The 18,238-nt window shown below is 63.0% G+C and carries 19 protein-coding genes; 18 read left to right on the top strand and 1 reads right to left on the bottom strand.

What is annotated here, in order from left to right:
* The 5 genes from thrC to ACTXGA_RS05615 all read left to right on the top strand — a co-directional run bounded on the left by thrC (position 1) and on the right by ACTXGA_RS05615 (position 5,684).
* Positions 1–1,389: a threonine synthase gene (thrC, locus tag ACTXGA_RS05635; protein WP_443392161.1), complete on the top strand. Its 1,389-nt coding sequence runs from the start codon at positions 1–3 to the stop codon at positions 1,387–1,389.
* Complete coding sequence (locus ACTXGA_RS05630; protein WP_443392160.1) at positions 1,386–2,648, top strand: M16 family metallopeptidase; 1,263 nt, start codon at positions 1,386–1,388, stop codon at positions 2,646–2,648. Before thrC ends, ACTXGA_RS05630 begins: the two co-directional genes overlap by 4 nt.
* On the top strand, positions 2,648–3,232 hold the full coding sequence (locus ACTXGA_RS05625) for a GNAT family N-acetyltransferase (RefSeq protein ID WP_443392159.1): 585 nt from the start codon (positions 2,648–2,650) through the stop codon (positions 3,230–3,232). Before ACTXGA_RS05630 ends, ACTXGA_RS05625 begins: the two co-directional genes overlap by 1 nt.
* A gap of 130 nt (positions 3,233–3,362) precedes the next feature.
* Entirely contained in the window at positions 3,363–4,190 is an 828-nt protein-coding gene (locus ACTXGA_RS05620; RefSeq protein WP_443392158.1) for an MBL fold metallo-hydrolase, read from the top strand.
* Between the two features lie 72 nt (positions 4,191–4,262).
* On the top strand, positions 4,263–5,684 hold the full coding sequence (locus ACTXGA_RS05615; protein ID WP_443392157.1) for an FAD-binding oxidoreductase: 1,422 nt from the start codon (positions 4,263–4,265) through the stop codon (positions 5,682–5,684).
* Between the two features lie 103 nt (positions 5,685–5,787).
* Here the strand turns inward: ACTXGA_RS05615 and ACTXGA_RS05610 are convergent, their stop codons facing one another.
* Positions 5,788–6,639, bottom strand: coding sequence for a lytic transglycosylase domain-containing protein (locus tag ACTXGA_RS05610; protein ID WP_443392156.1), 852 nt, complete (start codon positions 6,637–6,639; stop codon positions 5,788–5,790).
* Positions 6,640–7,007: 368 nt separating this feature from the next.
* Between ACTXGA_RS05610 and ACTXGA_RS05605 the strand changes: the two genes are divergently transcribed.
* From ACTXGA_RS05605 to ACTXGA_RS05545, 13 genes are all read left to right on the top strand, one after another.
* Positions 7,008–7,187, top strand: coding sequence for a hypothetical protein (locus ACTXGA_RS05605; RefSeq protein ID WP_443392155.1), 180 nt, complete (start codon positions 7,008–7,010; stop codon positions 7,185–7,187).
* A 126-nt stretch (positions 7,188–7,313) separates the two neighbouring features.
* Positions 7,314–7,493, top strand: coding sequence for a hypothetical protein (locus tag ACTXGA_RS05600; protein WP_443392155.1), 180 nt, complete (start codon positions 7,314–7,316; stop codon positions 7,491–7,493).
* Positions 7,494–7,596: 103 nt separating this feature from the next.
* A complete protein-coding gene (locus ACTXGA_RS05595) occupies positions 7,597–7,776 on the top strand; it encodes a hypothetical protein (protein WP_443392154.1) in 180 nt (59 codons plus the stop codon).
* A 188-nt stretch (positions 7,777–7,964) separates the two neighbouring features.
* Complete coding sequence (gene cpaB, locus ACTXGA_RS05590) at positions 7,965–8,819, top strand: Flp pilus assembly protein CpaB (RefSeq protein WP_443392153.1); 855 nt, start codon at positions 7,965–7,967, stop codon at positions 8,817–8,819.
* A gap of 241 nt (positions 8,820–9,060) precedes the next feature.
* On the top strand, positions 9,061–10,488 hold the full coding sequence (locus ACTXGA_RS05585) for a type II and III secretion system protein family protein (protein ID WP_443392152.1): 1,428 nt from the start codon (positions 9,061–9,063) through the stop codon (positions 10,486–10,488).
* 14 nt (positions 10,489–10,502) lie between these two features.
* A complete protein-coding gene (locus ACTXGA_RS05580; RefSeq protein ID WP_443392151.1) occupies positions 10,503–11,159 on the top strand; it encodes an OmpA family protein in 657 nt (218 codons plus the stop codon).
* 331 nt (positions 11,160–11,490) lie between these two features.
* Positions 11,491–12,738, top strand: coding sequence for a CpaE/TadZ family protein (locus ACTXGA_RS05575; protein WP_443392150.1), 1,248 nt, complete (start codon positions 11,491–11,493; stop codon positions 12,736–12,738).
* 14 nt (positions 12,739–12,752) lie between these two features.
* Positions 12,753–14,195 (top strand): TadA family conjugal transfer-associated ATPase, encoded by a 1,443-nt coding sequence (locus ACTXGA_RS05570; protein WP_443392149.1) that lies wholly within the window; start codon positions 12,753–12,755, stop codon positions 14,193–14,195.
* 5 nt (positions 14,196–14,200) lie between these two features.
* A complete protein-coding gene (locus ACTXGA_RS05565) occupies positions 14,201–15,166 on the top strand; it encodes a type II secretion system F family protein (protein ID WP_443392148.1) in 966 nt (321 codons plus the stop codon).
* Positions 15,167–15,176: 10 nt separating this feature from the next.
* Positions 15,177–16,154, top strand: a complete 978-nt coding sequence (locus ACTXGA_RS05560) for a type II secretion system F family protein (RefSeq protein ID WP_443392147.1) — start codon at positions 15,177–15,179, stop codon at positions 16,152–16,154.
* A gap of 146 nt (positions 16,155–16,300) precedes the next feature.
* Entirely contained in the window at positions 16,301–16,732 is a 432-nt protein-coding gene (locus ACTXGA_RS05555) for a tetratricopeptide repeat protein (RefSeq protein WP_443392409.1), read from the top strand.
* Positions 16,733–16,819: 87 nt separating this feature from the next.
* Entirely contained in the window at positions 16,820–17,668 is an 849-nt protein-coding gene (locus ACTXGA_RS05550; protein WP_443392146.1) for a tetratricopeptide repeat protein, read from the top strand.
* Positions 17,669–17,672: 4 nt separating this feature from the next.
* The gene (locus ACTXGA_RS05545) at positions 17,673–18,176 is read left to right on the top strand and encodes a prepilin peptidase (protein WP_443392145.1); all 504 of its coding nucleotides are present in this window, start codon (positions 17,673–17,675) and stop codon (positions 18,174–18,176) included.
* Positions 18,177–18,238: the final 62 nt, after the last annotated feature.

Raw genomic sequence — 18,238 nt, 5'->3', positions numbered from 1 at the left:
ATGCGTTACATCTCCACCCGCGGACAAGCGCCCTCGCTCACCTTCGAAGCGGCCATGCTGTCCGGTCTGGCCCGCGACGGCGGCCTGTATGTGCCTGAAACCATCCCGACCATGTCCGCCGATGACATCCGCGCCCTGCACGGCCTCAGCTATGAGGAAACCGCCTTTCGCGTGATGCGGCCCTTCGTGGGCGACGGGTTCACCGATGAGGTCTTTGCCGATCTGATCGCCAAGGCCTACGCGGGCTTTGGCCACAACGCCCGCGCGCCGCTGGTGCAACTGGCCCCCGGGCATTTCCTGCTGGAGCTGTTCCACGGTCCGACGCTGGCCTTCAAGGACTTCGCCATGCAGCTGATCGGCCAGCTGTTCCAGGAGGCGCTGGAACGCCGGGGCGAACGCGTGACCATCGTCGGCGCGACCTCGGGCGATACCGGCTCCGCTGCGATCGAGGCCTTCAAGGGGCTCGACAATGTCGATGTCTTCATCCTCTTCCCGCATGGCCGCGTGTCAGAGGTGCAGCGCCGCCAAATGACCACCCCGCCAGAGGCCAATGTCCACGCGCTCGCCCTCGACGGACATTTCGACGACTGTCAGGCCCGGCTGAAGGATATGTTCAACCACTTCGAGTTCCGTGACGAGGTGCGCCTTGCCGGGGTCAATTCGATCAACTGGGCGCGGGTTCTGGCGCAGGTTGTCTACTACTTCTCCGCCGCCGTTTCGCTGGGCGCGCCGGACCGCAAGGTCAGCTTCACCGTCCCCACCGGCAACTTTGGCGATATCTTCGCGGGCTACATCGCCAAGAAGATGGGCCTGCCCATCGACCGTCTGGTGGTGGCTACCAACCAGAACGACATCCTGCATCGCTGCCTGTCGTCGGGGGCCTACCAGACCTCGGAGGTTCACCCGTCGATCAGCCCCTCGATGGACATCCAGGTCAGCAGCAACTTTGAACGCGCACTGTTCGACGCCTACAACCGCGATGGCGCGGCGGTGGCGCAGTTGATGGACGAACTGAAGGCCGGTGGATTCAACGTCAGCCAAGGCGCACTGCAGGCCCTGCGCGAACATTTCGACTCGGCCCGCGTGTCCGAGGAGGAAACGCTGGACACCATCCGTACCGCGAACGACAGCATGGGCGAGTTGCTCTGCCCGCATTCGGCCATCGGCGTCCGCGTCGGCGAGGCGCTGCGCACCCCCGAAACGCCCATGGTGACGCTGGCCACCGCCCACCCGGCCAAGTTCCCCGACGCGGTCGAAAAGGCCAGCGGCATTCGCCCACCTCTTCCCAATCGCATGGCCGACCTGTATGAGCGTTCGGAACGCGTGACCCGGGTCCAGAACGACCTCACCGCGCTTGAAACCCTCATCAAGGAGCGTTTGTCCAAGTGACCGTTCAGCTCGCCACTCTCTCCAACGGCCTGCGGGTCGTGACCGAAAACATGCCCGGCCTGCAATCCGCGTCGGTCGGTCTATGGGTCACGGCAGGCGGCCGGCATGAGCGGGCAGAACAGAACGGCATCGCGCATTTCCTTGAGCATATGGCCTTCAAGGGAACGACCACCCGCAGCGCCCTGCAGATCGCCGAATCCATCGAGGACGTGGGAGGCTATATCAACGCCTATACCTCGCGCGAGGTGACGGCCTATTACGCCCGCGTGCTGGAGGCGGATGTCGCCCTTGCCGTGGACGTGATCGCCGATATCCTGCGCAACCCGGTCTTTGATCCGCATGAGATCGAGGTCGAGCGCCACGTGATCCTGCAAGAAATCGGTCAGGCGCATGACACGCCCGACGACGTGATCTTTGACTGGTTGCAGGAAAAGGCCTACCCGGATCAGCCCATCGGCCGCACCATCCTTGGTGACAGCCACCGCGTGCAGGCGTTCAACCGGGATGATCTTGCCGCCTTCGTGGATGAACATTACGGGCCGGACCAGATGATCCTCTCCGCTGCAGGCGCGGTGGATCACGATGCGCTGGTGAAACAGGCGGAGGCGCTGTTTGGCGACATGGTCCCGCGCCGTGCCCTGTCCGCCGATCCGGCCAAGTTCCACGGCGGCGAGATGCGCCGCACCAAGGATCTTGAACAGGCGCATCTGGCGCTGGCCTTCGAAGGCCCCGGCTATCGCGACCGCGACTTCTATACCGGGCAGATCTACTCCATCGCGCTTGGCGGCGGCATGTCCTCGCGGCTGTTTCAGGAAATTCGCGAAAAGCGCGGCCTCTGCTATTCAATCTTCGCGCAAAGCGGGGCCTACGCTGATACCGGCATGACCACCATCTACGCCGGAACCTCTGGCGAAGAGATGCCCGAACTCATCACCCTGACCATAGATGAGATGAAGCGCGCTGCAGAGGACATGTCGGATGCCGAGATCGAGCGCGCCCGCGCCCAGATGAAGGCCGGCCTGCTGATGGGGCTGGAAAGCCCCTCGTCCCGCGCGGAACGCAGCGCCCGCATGATCCAGATCTGGGGCAGCGTCCCCCCGATCGAGGCCACAGTCTTCAAGATCGACGCCGTGACCCGTGCCGACGTTCTGCGCTTTGCCGAAGCGCAGGCGGCGCAATCCGCGGCCGCCCTTGCGCTCTACGGGCCGATCAAGGATGCGCCCTCCCTCGCTGATCTTCAGGCCCGCCGGGCGGCGTGATGCTGGCTTTTCGGCGCAAGGTGAAGCTCGAGACTGAGCGCCTGACGCTGCGCCCGCCGGTGCATTCGGATTTCACGCCCTGGTCGCTGTTGCGCCGCGAAAGCGAGGAATACCTGACGCCCTGGGAACCGGCGTGGTCGCCCGACCACCTGTCGCGCAAGGCCTTTACCAACCGGGTCTACTGGGCCTCCCGGTCGATCAACATGGGCACCGCTTTACCGCTCTTCCTGATCCGGCGCGACGATCAGGCCATCCTTGGCGCGATCACGCTGGACAATATCCGGCGCGGACCGGCGCAGGCTGGAACGCTGGGCTATTGGGTCGGAGAACGCTACACCCGCCGTGGTTATATGTCCGAAGCCATCGCCGCCGTGGTGCATCACGCCTTCGACAAGATGGGCCTCAGCCGGATCGAGGCCGCCTGCCTGCCGGAAAACGTCGCCTCGCGCGGGCTGCTGGAACGGTCGGGCTTCAAATACGAAGGCGTCGCGCAAAGCTATCTGCAGATCAATGGCCGCTGGCGCACGCATGTGCTTTATGCCTCGCTCCGCATGGACAGGCGCGGACGCACCGACATCGGCTGATCCGCCTGCTTATTTGCGGATCATCGACCCCGCCCATTGGCCCCCAATCTCTACCACATCGCATTTGTGAGTTTGGCAGACGCACGCCGCGCGCTACTCTTCCTTCAGTCCCGCCACGAAGGAGCGCCCGATGATCCGCCTCGCCGCCGCCTTTTTCTGCCTGCTCGCCGGTGCCACCGCCGCGCAGGATCAGCGACGCCCCTCGCATTGCATCGCCATCGCCGATGCGGCACCGGGCCTGCAGTACCTGCACAAGGCCAGCTGGACCGCCCCGATAGAAGAGTACCACCTGCGCATCCATTACATCGCGCATGCGTCCTTTCTGATCCAGACACGCGGCGGGCTGAAGGCGATCACCGATTACAACGGCCAGATTGGCTTTACCGCCATGATCCCCGACATCGTCACCATGAACCACGCCCATACCACCCACTGGACGCCCGCCGTCGATCCCGCCATTCCGCATGTCCTGCAAGGCTGGGGAGAGGAATTCGGCAAGGGGATCGAACACCACCTCGACCTTGGCGAAATGCTGATCCGCAACGTCTCGACCAACATCCGCTCCGCCTTTGGCGGGGACGAACCGCTGGGCAACTCGATCTTCATCTTCGAGGCAGAGGGGCTCTGCGTCGCCCATCTGGGTCACCTGCACCATGAACCGACGGACCGGCAATACGCGGCGCTGGGACGCGCCGATATCCTGATGGTGCCGGTGGACGGCGGCATGACCATCCCGCTGTCCACGGTGGAACGCATCGTGGACCGGCTGAAAAGCTCCGTGGTGATCCCGATGCACTGGTTCTCGGGCTATGCGCTGGAACAGTTCCTTGCCGATGTCGACGACACCTTCGTCATCGACCGCCGCGACACAGCCACGCTGGACATCTCGCTGCGCGATCTGCCCCGCCGACCGACGGTGATCGTCCTGCAACCGCGCTACCTGTCCGACGAGGAGTAAGGAACGCCGCGCCTCTGGCCGTCGCGCCTCCGCCATGCCAGAAAGCGGCTGCAGCTGCCGAAAGTACCTGACATGCCTCTCACCCCCGCCGACGATACCTTTGCCGAAAACCTTTCGGCACAGTTCCCCCCGGACACCGTCCGTCCCGCCGATGCGCGCCACCGCGAAGACCCGCGCGGGCGGTTCACCTCCAGTGCGGCTTGGGTCGCCCTGCCCCGTACGACCGAAGAGACGGCAAGGCTCGTCCGGGCCTGTTCCGAGGCCCGTGTGGGCCTGATCCCCTTCGGCGGCGGCACCGGCCTCGTGGGCGGTCAACTGATGCCAGACGGCCCCGCCCCGCTGATCGTCTCGTTGGAGCGCATGTCCGCCATCCGCGCCGTCAAGCCAAAGGAAAACGTCGCGGTGGTCGAGGCGGGCGCGATCCTCGCCGACGTGCAGTGCGCGGCGGCAGAGGTCGACCGGCTGTTCCCGCTCTCGCTCGCATCAGAAGGCTCGGCCCGCATCGGCGGCCTGTTGTCGACCAACGCGGGTGGCGTCAACACCCTGCGCTATGGCAACGCGCGCGATCAGGTTCTGGGACTGGAGGCGGTGCTGCCGGACGGATCGATCTGGCACGGGCTGAAACGCCTGCGCAAGGACAACACAGGCTACGACCTGCGCCACCTGCTGATGGGCGCCGAAGGCACGCTTGGCATCCTGACCGCCGCCTCGCTCAAGCTGGCGCCGCGTCCGGCGGCCACCGGCACCGCGCTGCTCACCGTGACGGACCCGACCGCCGCGCTGGCGCTGTTGGCGCTCGCCCGCACACAGGTCGGCGACGGCGTCAGCGCCTTTGAGCTGATCCATCGCACCGGCTTCGATTTCCTCGCGGCGCAGCTGCCCGACCTGCGCCAGCCCTGGACCACGCCGCCGGATTGGTCGGTGCTGATCGATCTCGGCCTTGGCCGCGGCACCGCCCCGGCAGAGGCGCTGGAAACCCTGTTTGTCGAGGCGCATGAGGCCGGGCTTGTCACCGACGGCATCGTGGCGCAATCGGTCGGGCAGGCCCAAGACCTCTGGACGCTGCGCGAACACATCCCGGAGGCCAACCGCCGCATCGGCGCCGTCTCCAGCCACGACATCTCCGTCCCTCTCGGCGCGATCCCGGACTTCATCTCGCGCGCCGGTCCCGCCTTGGCAGAGCTGGGCGACTGGCGGATCAACTGTTTCGGCCATGTGGGTGACGGCAACCTGCACTACAACGTCTTCCCCGTCCCCGGCAAACGCAAGGAAGACCACACCCACCAACGCGACGCCATCAAACGCTGCGTGCATGATCTGGTGCATGACTTGGGTGGATCCGTCTCCGCGGAACATGGCGTGGGCCGGCTGAAGGTCGATGACCTCGAACGTTACAGCGACCCGGCCAAATTGGCGGCCATGCGCGCCATCAAACAGGCGCTGGACCCAAGGGGCATCATGAACCCCGGCGCGGTCCTGCGGCAGCCGGAGTAACCCGCGCCCTGCCATTCTTTGGGCTTTCAAATACCCTCGGGGGTGAGGCCGCAGGCCGAGGGGGCAGCGCCCCCTCCCCTTTCCGTCCCGCAAAACCAGAGGTTCAGGGGTTCATGATGCGGAACACGCAGCCGTCAGAGACCAGCTCCGGCGGGGTCATGCACAACCCGCGCGCCACCTGAAAGGCCGCCAGAACCTTGGGCACATAGTCCCGCGTCTCGGCATAAGGCGGCACGCCGCCGTGTTTGCCGATCGAATTCTCACCCGCGTTGTAGCCCGCAAGGACAAGGATCGGGTCGCCGTCGAACTTCTCCATGAGGAAATCGAGAAAGGCGACCCCGCCGCGGATGTTCTGGGTGGGATCAAGCGAATCCGCGACCCCGAACCGCGCCGCTGTGTCCGGCATCAACTGCATCAGCCCCTGCGCGCCCGCCCCGCTCTCGGCCCGGGCCTTGCCCGCCGATTCCACCGCGATCACTGCCAGCGCCAGCGCCGGTGAAACGCGCGTGCCCACGGTTTCACGCAACAGGTCCACGCCATAGGCCGATGCGATCTCCTGCAAGCCCTGCAGGCGCGGCGCGCCGACGCTCTGGCCTGCGGGTCCCTTGGCAAGACTGGCCAGTGCAGGCCCAAGCCGCCCCGGCCCGGTTTTCGAGGCTTCCGGCGCAACCTGCTGCCAGTACCATGCGTAGGCGCCCATCTCGACCCCGGGCGCCAGCGCCACGGCCTCCTGCAATCCGGGCTTTGGCTTGGGGGCCTTGGGCAGCGGCGGCGCAACGGCCGGGTTGGCGCGGGGCGCGATCTGCACCGTGATGCGCTTCTTGACGCCGCCTGACGGCGGCTTGACCCGTTTGAAGGTGAAATCTTCGAAAGGCGGGGGCGCAGGGGTCTCTTCGGCGCTGGCACATGCGCAGGCAAAGACAACCGCCAGCGCGGCGCCAAATACAGTTTTCATGACCATGGGGCTGCTCGATCCCTGTTTGTTAGGTCTTTTGTTTTACCAGTCTCGCACAATCATGGGTGTTTTTCCATCAGTACCACACAGACCGGAAACAATAGCTGAAAATCAGCCGTGTTCTGGCCACTCAAAATCACCGAAGATCGCAAAAAAAATGCACTTTTCCACACCATTACAAAGCTTTACGAAATTCACTTCCAAAAAATAGCTCGGCTGCAAAATCACACCATTCGGGCCACACTCTCGCCCCAAACCAACTGCAGATTACACCCATACCGCCGAGGGGCAGGGCAAGTTGAGAGAGGCCCAGACCACCCCCGAGACGGTCCACGTGAACAACGAACTACATCTACGGAGAGAGAACCATGATCAACTTCATCAAGAACTTCCGCAAGGACGAAGACGGCGCCGTTACTGTTGACTGGGTCGTCCTGACCGCAGCCGTCGTGGGCCTGGCCGTTGCCGCCTACTCGACCATCGAGACCAACTCCACCACGCTGATCGACGCAGCGGCTGCACGTGTGGCACTCGAAAACGACTTCTAAGTCGGGCGCGGCCTGAGCGCCGCGTAATCCCTGGCGCGCGCAAGCGGCGCGCGCCACGCCTGCCCCACAGCGCGGCCACATGGGTCGCATGATCTTATCGACCCACGGGTCAACCGGAGAAAACACATGATCAACTTCATCAAGAACTTCCGCAAGGACGAAGACGGCGCCGTTACTGTTGACTGGGTCGTCCTGACCGCAGCCGTCGTGGGCCTGGCCGTTGCCGCCTACTCGACCATCGAGACCAACTCCACCACGCTGATCGACGCAGCGGCTGCACGTGTGGCACTCGAAAACGACTTCTAAGTCACTTGATCGTCTGACGATCGTTTGAAAGGCGCGGGCCCAGGGCGGCGCGCGCCTTTTTTGCCTACCGACTTTGAGCCGACTAACCCCTCGGAGTACCACGATGTACAATTTTATTAAGTGCTACCGGGACAAAGAAGATGGTGCCGTTACCGTCGACTGGGTTGTTCTGACCGCTGCCATCGTCGGTTTCTGCATCGCGGCCTACACTGCCGCTGAAACCGCGACCCTCGGTCTGCGCGACGGCGTCTCCGCCGAACTGACACGCCAGAACGACTTCTGACCCTACCTGCCTTGCAGGGCACGGCGGAGCGACCCTGAAACGGGCCGCCCGTTGCTGTTTGTGGGACCCAGAGATTGTCATTCAAATCGTCGCTAAACTGCCTGTCTGCCGTCCTATTGTTGCCAGATTCCCCTGACAGGATGAGGCAACGCCGGAATTCCGGTCAACGTTCTCAAATGAGGTGACATATGCGACTCGTATTCGGACTCGTCCTGATTGCCGGTCTCGCGCTCGCGGGCTTCGCGGTCTACATGGCGCAGAATTACATCGGCGCGTATGAAAACGCGCTGGCCCAGGAACGCGCGAAATCGGGGTCGTCTGTCCCCGTCCAGGAGGTCTACATCACGACCCGCGCGATCAACTACGGCGAAGAGATCAAGCCCGAGGACGTCGCCTTGACGCCCTGGCCGAAACAGGCCTTGCCGGAAGATTACTTCGATGAAGAGAACCCCTTCTTCATCACCGGCGAAGGTGCCCGTCTTGCCATGCGCCCGATCGAGAAGGCCGAGGTGCTCATGGCGATCAAGGTCTCCGAGCCGGGTGGCGACGCCGGGCTGACCTCGCGGCTGGAACGCGGACAGCGTGCTTTTGCCATCAAGGTCGACGTCGCCTCCGGCGTGTCGGGCTTCCTGCGCCCCGGGGACCGGGTCGACGTCTATTGGACCGGCCGCCTGCCGGGCGAGATCGGTGAACGCTCGCAGGGCGAGGTCACCAAGCTGATCCAGACCGGCATCCGCCTGATCGCAATCGACCAGACCTCCGAAGCGGAATACAACACCGCAACCATCGCGCGCACCGTGACCGTTGCGGCCAGCCCGGCGCAGGTTGCCGCCCTGGCGCAGGCACAATCCACGGGCAAGCTCTCGCTCTCCCTGATGTCGCAGCTTGACGACACGGTGGCCGAGGCGATCGAGGTCGATCAACTCTCGCTGCTGGGTCTTGTGGCCGAAGAGCGGATCGAGAAGAAGACCGAAAAATCCTGCACCACCCGGGTTCGCCGCGGCGCCGACGTGGTCGAGATCTCGATCCCCTGCACAAACTGAGCGGCGCCCGACCGCTCCGCTCACACGGTATTCCACCGGCCATATCAACCGGTTGCCCTGAAAGGACCGCTGCCACCGCAGCGGTCCTTTGACTGTTGCAGCCAAGACTCTGTTGCCGGTTATCCACATAAAACCCAGCCCTGAACCTATTGATTCTTGCAAAAAATCGCGATTAGCCGCATGGTCTCAGGAAATGCAGGCGATAGACCTGCGACCGAGGCGTGATCGAAAGGCAGGTCACATGAAAATCGATAAGTTTATGAAGGCGGCCCTCTTGGGGCTGTCCCTTGCGGCCGCACCGATGGCGACCGAAGTACACGCGGAATACGTCCGCATCCTGCGCAACGGCAATCAGCCGATCCTGCAGGTGCCGATGAACCGCGCGCTGGTGGTGGAAAGCGAGACGCCCTTCGCAGAGCTCTCGATCGCCAACCCGGCCATCGCGGACATCTCTTCGCTGAACGACAGGAACATCTACGTACTGGGCAAGGCGCCGGGAACCACAACCCTGACGATCCTTGACGCGGCGGGTGAGCTGATCACCAACGTCGATATCCGCGTCTCCCCGGACGTCTCCGAATTCAAGGAGCGCCTGCGCCAGATCCTGCCGCAGGAAAAGATCGAGGTCCGTACAGCCAATGACGGCATTGTCCTGTCTGGCACGATCTCTTCGACCGCGCGGATGCAGCGCGCTCTGGACCTTGCCGAACGGTATGCTCCGGAACGCGTGTCGAACCTGATGGTTGTCGGCGGCGTGCAGCAGGTCATGCTGAAAGTCCGCTTTGCAGAGATGGAGCGCACCGCCGCCAAGATGCTGCGCACCTCGCTGGCCACCGGCGGATCGGTGGCGAGCGGCAACCTCGGCCTTGAACTTGGCACCGGCAACGCCGCATCTCTGGCGCATTTGGACTCGGTGGCTGACAAACTGGCCCCCAAGGGCGTCGATGTCGAAGGCGCCGTGCTCTTCGGCTTCAACGCAGGCGGGCTCGAAGTGGGCATCATGCTGGAGGCGCTGGAACGCAAAGGCGTCGTGCGCACCCTGGCAGAGCCGAACCTGACCGCCCTGTCCGGCCAAGAGGCCAAGTTCCTCGCCGGTGGCGAATATCCGATCCCGGTCAGCCAGCAGAACAACACCATCACCATCGAATACAAGCCGTTCGGGGTTGAACTGAACTTCATCCCGCGCGTGGTCGATGGCGATGTCATCAATCTCGAGCTTGAAGCCGCGGTGTCCTCGATCGACAGCAACAACTCGATCGTTCTGTCCGACATCACCATCAACGGCTTCCGTCGGCGCGAAACCTCGACCACGGTTGAACTGCGTGACGGCGAAAGCTTTGCCATCGCGGGCCTGTTGATGGACGATTTCACCGACCAGAACTCGCAACTGCCGTGGCTGGGCGACGTTCCGGTGCTGGGCGCGCTGTTCCGCAGCGCCGAATTCTCCCGCTCGCAGTCGGAACTGGTCATCATCGTGACACCGCATCTGGTGACGCCGACCCGTGGTGACTTCTATGCCCTGCCCACCGACCGCGTCGTACCGCCCACCGAACGGGACCTGTTCCTGCGGGGCAAGGTCGCGGGCAACGCGAAAACGCCGCGGACCGGCGCTGCTGGCGAAGTCGCCAAGCAGGACTTCACCGGGTCCTACGGCTATGTAATGGACTGAGATAGAGGCGAAAGATGATCAGGCTCCCCATAACTGCCGCCCTCTCAATGGGTCTCGTGATCGCCGGGTGCAGCCAGGCACCCGTCGGCTTTGACCGCGAGGCGGGTGCGCTGATCGACACCGGCTACTTCGGCAACGCCACCATGAACAACACCCAGATCATGAGCGGTGAGAAGCAGGTCATCTATGATCTTTCGCAGCGCTTTGCCTCCGAAGTCATGACGACGGTGAACTTTGCCTTCAACAGCGCGCAACTGGATCAGGGCGCGCGGGACACGCTGAGCGAACAGGCCCGCTGGATCCGTCAGTTTCCCGAAGTCCGCTTTCGCGTCTACGGCCACACCGACAAGGTCGGTTCCAACGGCTACAACAAATCCCTTGGTCAACGCCGCGCCAATGCGGTCGTGAACTACCTTGTCAGCCAGGGCATCAGCCGCAAACGGCTGGAGGCGGTGGTCTCCTTCGGCGAAACACAGCCCTTGATCGTGACCGAGGGCCGCGAACGCCGCAACCGCCGCACCGTGACCGAGGTTTCGGGGTTCGTGGGCAGCCATCCCACCGTTCTGGACGGCAAATACGCCGAGATCATCTATCGCGAATACGTGAACAGCGCCGAACCCAAGACTGGCCTCACCGGCCAGGAAGGTCAGGACCTGACAATCACCGAATAACTGCTCTGTTGAGCGGCTGCATAAAGGGGCCTTCGGGCCCCTTTTTCGTGCGGGGGCGACAACAGTTCAAATGCTGGCGCGCAGAATAAACATGGCTTTACCGACAGAATTGGCTTGACGCGAATTACGTCACTTTTCGTGTCCAATCCCCCGTTTCAGTCTCCGATCATCGTACAATTTCGGTTTTTTGGCCCAAATGTTGCCTCCTTTGTAGAGGAATGTCGTCCTGAAGAACCAGTGCGTGCGGCCCATTCGAGTCGCCGCTCAGGGCCAAAGAGGACAAGAGCTTGAGACGTCCCGAAAAGCCCGACCGTAACAAGGAACGACAGGCATGACGATGACATCACAGCAAGAAGAGCCGGCCCCGATCGTGGCTTGCACGATCAGCCGGGATGTCCAGAATTTCGACTTGCTGATCGACGATATGGAAGCCCTGCTTGGCGAAGGTTGGGGCGATCTGGGGTTCGATGAGGCCGCCGCATTTCTGCGCCAGCCCGATGCCGCCTCGCTGGAGTTCGTGGCCATGGCCATCGACGCCATCGACGAGCCGGACCTGCCCATGCTTTCAGAGGTCATCATGGCCGCGCGCGAAAACGGGATCAAGGTGATCCTGATCGCCGAGGATGTCACCCCCGCCTCGCTGCACCAGTTGCTGCGCGACGGCGCCAATGAATTTGTCCCCTACCCCCTGCCGGAGGGAGAACTGGCCGCGGCGCTGGAACGCCTGCGCCGCCCTGCCCCCGCCGCCGTTCAGGCAGCCGCCCCCGAGGCCGGCCCCGAAGGGGTCAAGCTGTCGGGCTCTGGCGACGGTGTTCTGATTGCCATTCAGGGACTTGCGGGCGGTGTCGGCGCGACCACGCTGGCGGTCAACCTCGCCTATGAACTGGCAACGTCGGGCAAGGAAAAGCAGCCCAAGGTCTGCCTGATCGACCTTGGGCTGCAATTCGGCTCTGTCTCCACCTACCTCGATCTGCCGCGCCGCGAGGCGGTCTATGAAACGCTTCAGGACATCGAGGCGATGGACACCGACAGCTTTGGCCAGGCCCTGGTGAGTTACGAAGACAAACTGCAGGTGTTCACCGCCCCCACCGACATGCTCCCGCTGGACATCGTCGGCGCGGACGAGATCAAGCGCCTGCTGAGCCTGACCCGGCAGTTTTTCGATTACGTCATCGTCGACATGCCCACGACCCTTGTGCAATGGACCGAAACCGTCCTGCACGAGGCGCAGCTCTACTTTGCGCTGGTCGAACTGGACATGCGCTCGGCCCAGAACACGCTCCGGCTCAAGCGGGCGCTGCAATCCGAGGAACTGCCCTTCGACAAGATCCGCTTTGCGCTGAACCGCGCGCCGAAGTTCACCGACCTTCAGGGCAAAAGCCGGGTCAAGCGCATGGCGGACAGCCTTGGCATCGCGCTTGACGTGCAACTGCCCGATGGCGGCCGTGCCGTCACGCAGGCCTGCGATCACGGGCTGCCGCTTGCCAACCACGCTGCCAAGAACCCGCTTCGCCGGGAAATCGTCAAACTCGCTCAACAGCTTAATGCCATTGGTGCCGCCGACGCCGAAGCCGCCTGAACCTGGGGGAATACATGTTTTCGCGTTACAAAAAGACTGCCGATCCGCTTGCGACACCGGTAAAGGCGGCCCCTGCGGCCGCCGCCGCACCCGCGACACCCAAGACACCGCCCTCCGCCACCCGGCGCAAGATGCCGCCCAAGACCGCGGCACAGACCGGGCCGGTGGACAAGGAAAAGAAGCGCAAGGAGCGCCTTGGCGAGATCAAGCTGGAGCTGCACCGCGCGCTTCTGGAAAACCTGAACCTCTCCGCCCTGGATCAGGCGACCGAAGGCGATCTGCGCGAGGAAATCAGCGCAATCGCCAACGAGACCCTGCAGGAAAAGGGCGTCGTCCTGAACCGCGACGAACGCCGCGCCATGATGGCCGACCTCTATGACGAGGTGAAAGGCCTTGGCCCGCTGGAGCCGCTGCTCAAGGACGAGACGATCTCGGATATTCTGGTCAACGGCCCGCACCAGATCTTTATCGAACAGAACGGCAAGCTGTCCGTGTCGGACGTGACCTTCAAGGATGAAAAGCACCTGATGCGGATCATCGACAAGATCGTCTCCGCTGTGGGGCGTCGCGTCGATGAATCGAACCCCTATGTGGACGCCCGTCTTGCGGACGGATCGCGTTTCAACGCCATGGTGCCCCCCGTCGCCATCGACGGCAGCCTTGTCTCCATTCGTAAGTTCAAGAAGGACAAGCTGGGCATCGACGACCTGGTGAACTTCGGTGCCTTTACAGAGGAAATGGCCGTCTACCTGCAGGCCGCCGTCGCCACCCGCCTGAACATCATCGTCTCCGGCGGTACAGGCTCGGGTAAGACGACCACGCTCAACGCACTGTCATCCTTCATCGACGACAGCGAGCGCATCCTGACCATCGAAGACACCGCCGAACTTCAGCTGCAACAGAGCCATGTGGGCCGGATGGAAAGCCGCCCGCCCAACGTCGAGGGCAAGGGCGCGGTCACCCCGCGCGACTGTCTGAAAAACGCCCTTCGTATGCGTCCCGACCGGATCATCGTCGGCGAAACGCGCGGCGAGGAAGTCATCGACATGTTGCAGGCCATGAACACCGGCCACGACGGATCCATGACCACGATCCACGCCAACTCCGCCCGCGACGGTGTCGCGCGTCTGGAAAACATGATCGCTATGGCCGGTATCGAAATGCCGCTCAAGGCCATGCGCAGCCAGATTTCTTCGGCTGTGAACCTCATCGTGCAGGCCAGCCGCCTGCAGGACGGCTCGCGCCGCATGACCTCGATCACCGAGATCACCGGCATGGAAGGCGATGTGATTTCAATGCAAGAGATCTTTCGCTACCAGCGCGTCGGCCTGACCCCCGATAACAAGATCATCGGCCATTTCACCGCAACCGGCGTGCGCAGTGCCTTTGCGGAACGTTTCCGGATGTGGGGCTACGACGTGCCGGCCTCCATCTACGAACCCTTTAGAGCGGAGTAAGACCCATGCTCAGCGCAGAACCCATCATTTACGGCGGGATCTTCTTCGGCGTCCTGGCGCTGGTCAACGGCGTCTACCTCGTGGCCTTCGGCAAATCGATCAGCCTGACCAGCAAGGTCAACCGCCGCCTTGAAATGCTGGACAAGGGCGAACGCCGAGAGGACGTCCTGGCCAAGCTCCGCAAGGAGATGGACCAGCACATGAAAAGCCGCTCGCTGCCCATCTACTCGATGCTGGCAAGCAAGGCGCAGAAAGCGGCGCTGGCCTTCACGCCGCAACAGCTCATTCTGGTCATGGTCGCGGCCTCCGTCTTTGCCTTCGTCGGTCTCAGCATCGGCACCGAAGCGGGCGCTGCCATCCGCGCGGTCATGTCCGTCTTCATGGGCGTCGGCGGCGTCTACTTCTGGGTCAACCAGCGCGCCAAGAAGCGCCTGACCATGATCGAGGAACAACTGCCCGACGCGGTGGAACTGATGGTGCGTAGCCTGCGCGTCGGCCACCCCTTCTCCTCGGCCATCTCCATCGTCGCCAAGGAACTCAAGGATCCGCTGGCCACCGAATTCGGCATCATTGCCGACGAATCGACCTATGGCCGCGACGTGGGTGAATCGCTGAAACACATGGCCGAACGGCTGGACATGCAGGATTTGCGCTTTCTGGCCGTGGCCGTGGCGATCCAGCAGCAGGCCGGCGGCAACCTTGCCGAGATCCTCGAAGGTCTGGCCAAGGTGATCCGCGCCCGTTTCCGCCTGTTCCGCCGGGTCAAGGCCATCACCGCAGAGGCGCAATGGTCAGGCAAGTTCCTGTCCGGCTTCCCAATCGGCGCGCTGATTTTCATCCAGGTGGCCAAGCCCGATTACTACGACGAAGTGCTGGACCACCCGTGGTTCATTCCCGCCTGCTTTATCGTGGGCATCATGCTGGCCGCGAACATGATCGTCATGCGCTGGCTGGTGAACATCAAGGTCTGAGGCACATCCCATGTTAGAAACACTCAACGCGATGATCACCGAAACGCTGGGCCCCGCCGGTCCGCTGATCGTGGTCGCGGGACTGGCGGCGCTGCTGATCGTCGCCACCATCCCGATCTTCATGAACCAAAAGCCGGATCCGCTCGACAAGCTCAAGAAGAGCGGTCAGGACCGGATGGCCGCCGACACCCGCGCAGTGCTGCGGGAAAAGTCGAAGAACGAGAAGCTCAACAAGTACGCCCAGTTCCTTGAACCGCAAGACGCCAAGGAACTGTCGGAAATCCGCACCAAGCTGATGCAGGCCGGGTACCGGTCCAAGGACGCGGTGCAGATCTATTACTTCGCGCAATTCGTGCTGGGCGTTCTGCTTCTGGGCGCGGGCGTGACCTATTACCTGCTGATGATCGACCCGGTCACCGCCACGATGAACCAAAAGCTGATGTATATCCTTGGCCCCGGCGTCTTTGGCTACATGGCGCCCAAGTACTGGGTCAACAAACGGATGGCGAAACGGCAGGAACTGATTCAGCAGGGCTTTCCCGACAGTCTCGACATGATGCTGGTCTGTGTCGAGGCGGGCCAGTCGATGGATCAAGCCATCATCCGCGTCGCCAAGGAACTGCACGCCTCCTATCCCCCGCTGGCCGAGGAATATGAGATCATCAGCTACGAGATGAAGGCCGGCAAGGACAAGAGCCAGGTCCTGAACGACATGTCGGACCGCTGCGGCCTGCCCGACATCTCCTCATTTGTCACCGTGCTGAACCAGGCGACGACCTTCGGGACATCCATTTCCGACGCGCTTCGGGTCTATGCCGAAGAAATGCGTGACAAAAGAGTCATGCGCGCCGAAGAAGCGGCCAACAAACTGCCGACAAAGATGACGCTGACGACTATGATGCTCACGGTGCCACCGCTCCTGATCATCCTCGTGGGCCCCTCCGCGGTCGGCATTACAGAGATGGGCTCTATCGGCGTGGGTCAATGACCGAATGAAACAGGCTCTCTGGGCCGCCCTGCTCTCTCGCCGCCCGGCGGCGCCGCCCGGGGGAGCCCCGTTTTGGGGGCGGTCCGGACCGCGACGGATCCCCTTTTGCGCCAGAACTCGACCCAAGGGGAGAGGCCGTCGACGGCCTGACCGTGGGCCACCGCCTGATGGCCGCGCAGCAATATGAACTCGCCCTTGATTCCTTTACCCGCGCCGCCGGTGAACAGGGCCTGACCGGCGAGGTGCTGATGGCGCTTGGTTCCGCCAACCTTGCCCTGGGCCGGTTGCATCAGGCCGAACCGCTGCTGCGCCGCGCGGTGAAGGCAGAACCGGACTGGCCCGAAGCATGGAACAATCTTGGCATCGTGCTCATCGAACTGGGCGAATATTCCGAAGCCTCGCAGGTCTTCCGGCGCGCCTATGCGCTCGACAATGGCGAAAGTGACTCAATCCGAGACAATCTTCGCTTGGCGCTCGCAAAATTGGAAAATCCTGTTTATGATGAGCCCTTAGAGCAAGAGTACAAGATCGTCCGCCGCGGCACCGGGGATTACCTGATCCGGCGCACCGGCGGCTGAAGACGTTAGCCCCACCAAGAGGGCACAAAAAAAACAGCCGCCACAAAATGGCGGGTCGAGAGGCAGAGCAGAAAAGGACGCAGGCAGATGCGCCACCCCATTCTCGTAGTTTGTGCGGCCGCGGCAGTCGTGCTGTCGGGCTGTGATAAAGGCATCGACAAGGCCGAAATGGACCGCAAGTTCCAAGGCGTGAACGTGGTCGATGAAACCGGCCTCAACGAGGTCATGCTCACCGTTGGCGACCCGAACGAGGCAGTGAATTACTTTCAGCGCACCAGCGCGGAAAACCCTGACCGGATCGACGCCATGCGCGGACTGGCGATTTCCCTCGTCCGCGCCAAGCGCGTCAACGAGGCCAAGGTCGCCTGGGCCAAGGTTGTCGAGCACAAGGACAGCACCGACGATGACCGCGTGCAGCTGGCCGACGTGCTGATCCGCGCCGGCGAATGGGATCAGGCGGAAAAGGTGCTGGACGCCATTCCCCCCACCCATGAAACCTTCAAGCGTTACCGGCTGGAGGCGATGATCGCCGACGGCAACAAGGAATGGAAAAAGGCCGACAGCTTTTATGAGGTCGCGGTGGGTCTGACCACCACCCCTGCCTCCGTGCTGAACAACTGGGGCTATTCCAAGCTTACGCGCGGCGATTTCGTCGAGGCCGAAAAGCTGTTCGTCGATTCCATCCGCCATGATGACAAGCTGTTCACCGCCAAGAACAACCTTGTCATGGCGCGTGGCGCGCAGGGCAAATACAGCCTCCCCGTGATCCCCACGACGCAGGTGGAACGGGCCGAACTGCTGCACACGCTTGGCCTTGCGGCGATCAAGCGGGGCGACGTGGAAACCGGCAAGACCCTGCTGCGCGAAGCGATCGAAACCCACCCGCAGCACTTCGACGCCGCGTCCCGCGCGCTTTCGGCCCTCGAAGAGGCCTGAGCCGATGTCGCAGAGCGCCGTTGCGGCGGCCTGGTTCCTGCCCTTTGTCCTGCCGATCTGTCTGTATATCTTTTATACGGATATCAAGGGGATGCGCATTCCCAACCATGCGGTTCTGACGCTGGTCGGGGTCTATCTCTTTGTCGGCGTGATCGCGCTGCCGCTGGAGGATTACCTCTGGCGCTACCTGCATCTGGTGGTGGTTCTGGTGGCGGGCATCGCGCTCAACGCGGGCGGCGCGATGGGCGCGGGTGATGCCAAGTTCGCCGCCGCCGCCGCGCCGCTGATCCATATCGGCGACCTGCGGTTCCTGATGGCGCTCTTTGCCGCCAATCTGGTGGCCGCCTTTGTGGCGCACCGGCTGGCCAAACATACCCCCCTCCGCCAGATGGCCCCCGACTGGCACAGCTGGCAAAGCGGCACGCGCTTTCCGATGGGCATGGCCCTTGGCGGCACGCTGGCGATCTACCTTGCCCTTGGGTTGTTATACGGCCAGCACACACCCTGACACGGGATCGCGTCGACACGCCTCCCCCGGGCTGTCGGCGCACTCCCCGCTGCCCCCAAATT

The organism is Antarctobacter jejuensis (assembly GCF_052266595.1).
GTDB classification, from domain to species: domain Bacteria; phylum Pseudomonadota; class Alphaproteobacteria; order Rhodobacterales; family Rhodobacteraceae; genus Antarctobacter; species Antarctobacter jejuensis.
Note: the sequence above shows the minus strand (reverse complement) of the source record. Positions and strands in the feature narration are given on the sequence as shown.

Excerpts from the sequence above, each read along its gene's own strand:
- thrC (WP_443392161.1), top strand. The coding sequence starts at position 1 with ATGCGTTACATCTCCACCCGCGGACAAGCGCCCTCGCTCACCTTCGAA.
- ACTXGA_RS05625 (WP_443392159.1), top strand. The coding sequence starts at position 2,648 with ATGCTGGCTTTTCGGCGCAAGGTGAAGCTCGAGACTGAGCGCCTGACG.
- ACTXGA_RS05620 (WP_443392158.1), top strand. The coding sequence starts at position 3,363 with ATGATCCGCCTCGCCGCCGCCTTTTTCTGCCTGCTCGCCGGTGCCACC.
- ACTXGA_RS05615 (WP_443392157.1), top strand. The coding sequence starts at position 4,263 with ATGCCTCTCACCCCCGCCGACGATACCTTTGCCGAAAACCTTTCGGCA.
- ACTXGA_RS05610 (WP_443392156.1), bottom strand. The coding sequence starts at position 6,639 with ATGAAAACTGTATTTGGCGCCGCGCTGGCGGTTGTCTTTGCCTGCGCA.
- ACTXGA_RS05605 (WP_443392155.1), top strand. The coding sequence starts at position 7,008 with ATGATCAACTTCATCAAGAACTTCCGCAAGGACGAAGACGGCGCCGTT.
- ACTXGA_RS05600 (WP_443392155.1), top strand. The coding sequence starts at position 7,314 with ATGATCAACTTCATCAAGAACTTCCGCAAGGACGAAGACGGCGCCGTT.
- ACTXGA_RS05595 (WP_443392154.1), top strand. The coding sequence starts at position 7,597 with ATGTACAATTTTATTAAGTGCTACCGGGACAAAGAAGATGGTGCCGTT.
- cpaB (WP_443392153.1), top strand. The coding sequence starts at position 7,965 with ATGCGACTCGTATTCGGACTCGTCCTGATTGCCGGTCTCGCGCTCGCG.
- ACTXGA_RS05585 (WP_443392152.1), top strand. The coding sequence starts at position 9,061 with ATGAAAATCGATAAGTTTATGAAGGCGGCCCTCTTGGGGCTGTCCCTT.
- ACTXGA_RS05580 (WP_443392151.1), top strand. The coding sequence starts at position 10,503 with ATGATCAGGCTCCCCATAACTGCCGCCCTCTCAATGGGTCTCGTGATC.
- ACTXGA_RS05575 (WP_443392150.1), top strand. The coding sequence starts at position 11,491 with ATGACGATGACATCACAGCAAGAAGAGCCGGCCCCGATCGTGGCTTGC.
- ACTXGA_RS05570 (WP_443392149.1), top strand. The coding sequence starts at position 12,753 with ATGTTTTCGCGTTACAAAAAGACTGCCGATCCGCTTGCGACACCGGTA.
- ACTXGA_RS05565 (WP_443392148.1), top strand. The coding sequence starts at position 14,201 with ATGCTCAGCGCAGAACCCATCATTTACGGCGGGATCTTCTTCGGCGTC.
- ACTXGA_RS05560 (WP_443392147.1), top strand. The coding sequence starts at position 15,177 with ATGTTAGAAACACTCAACGCGATGATCACCGAAACGCTGGGCCCCGCC.
- ACTXGA_RS05550 (WP_443392146.1), top strand. The coding sequence starts at position 16,820 with ATGCGCCACCCCATTCTCGTAGTTTGTGCGGCCGCGGCAGTCGTGCTG.
- ACTXGA_RS05545 (WP_443392145.1), top strand. The coding sequence starts at position 17,673 with ATGTCGCAGAGCGCCGTTGCGGCGGCCTGGTTCCTGCCCTTTGTCCTG.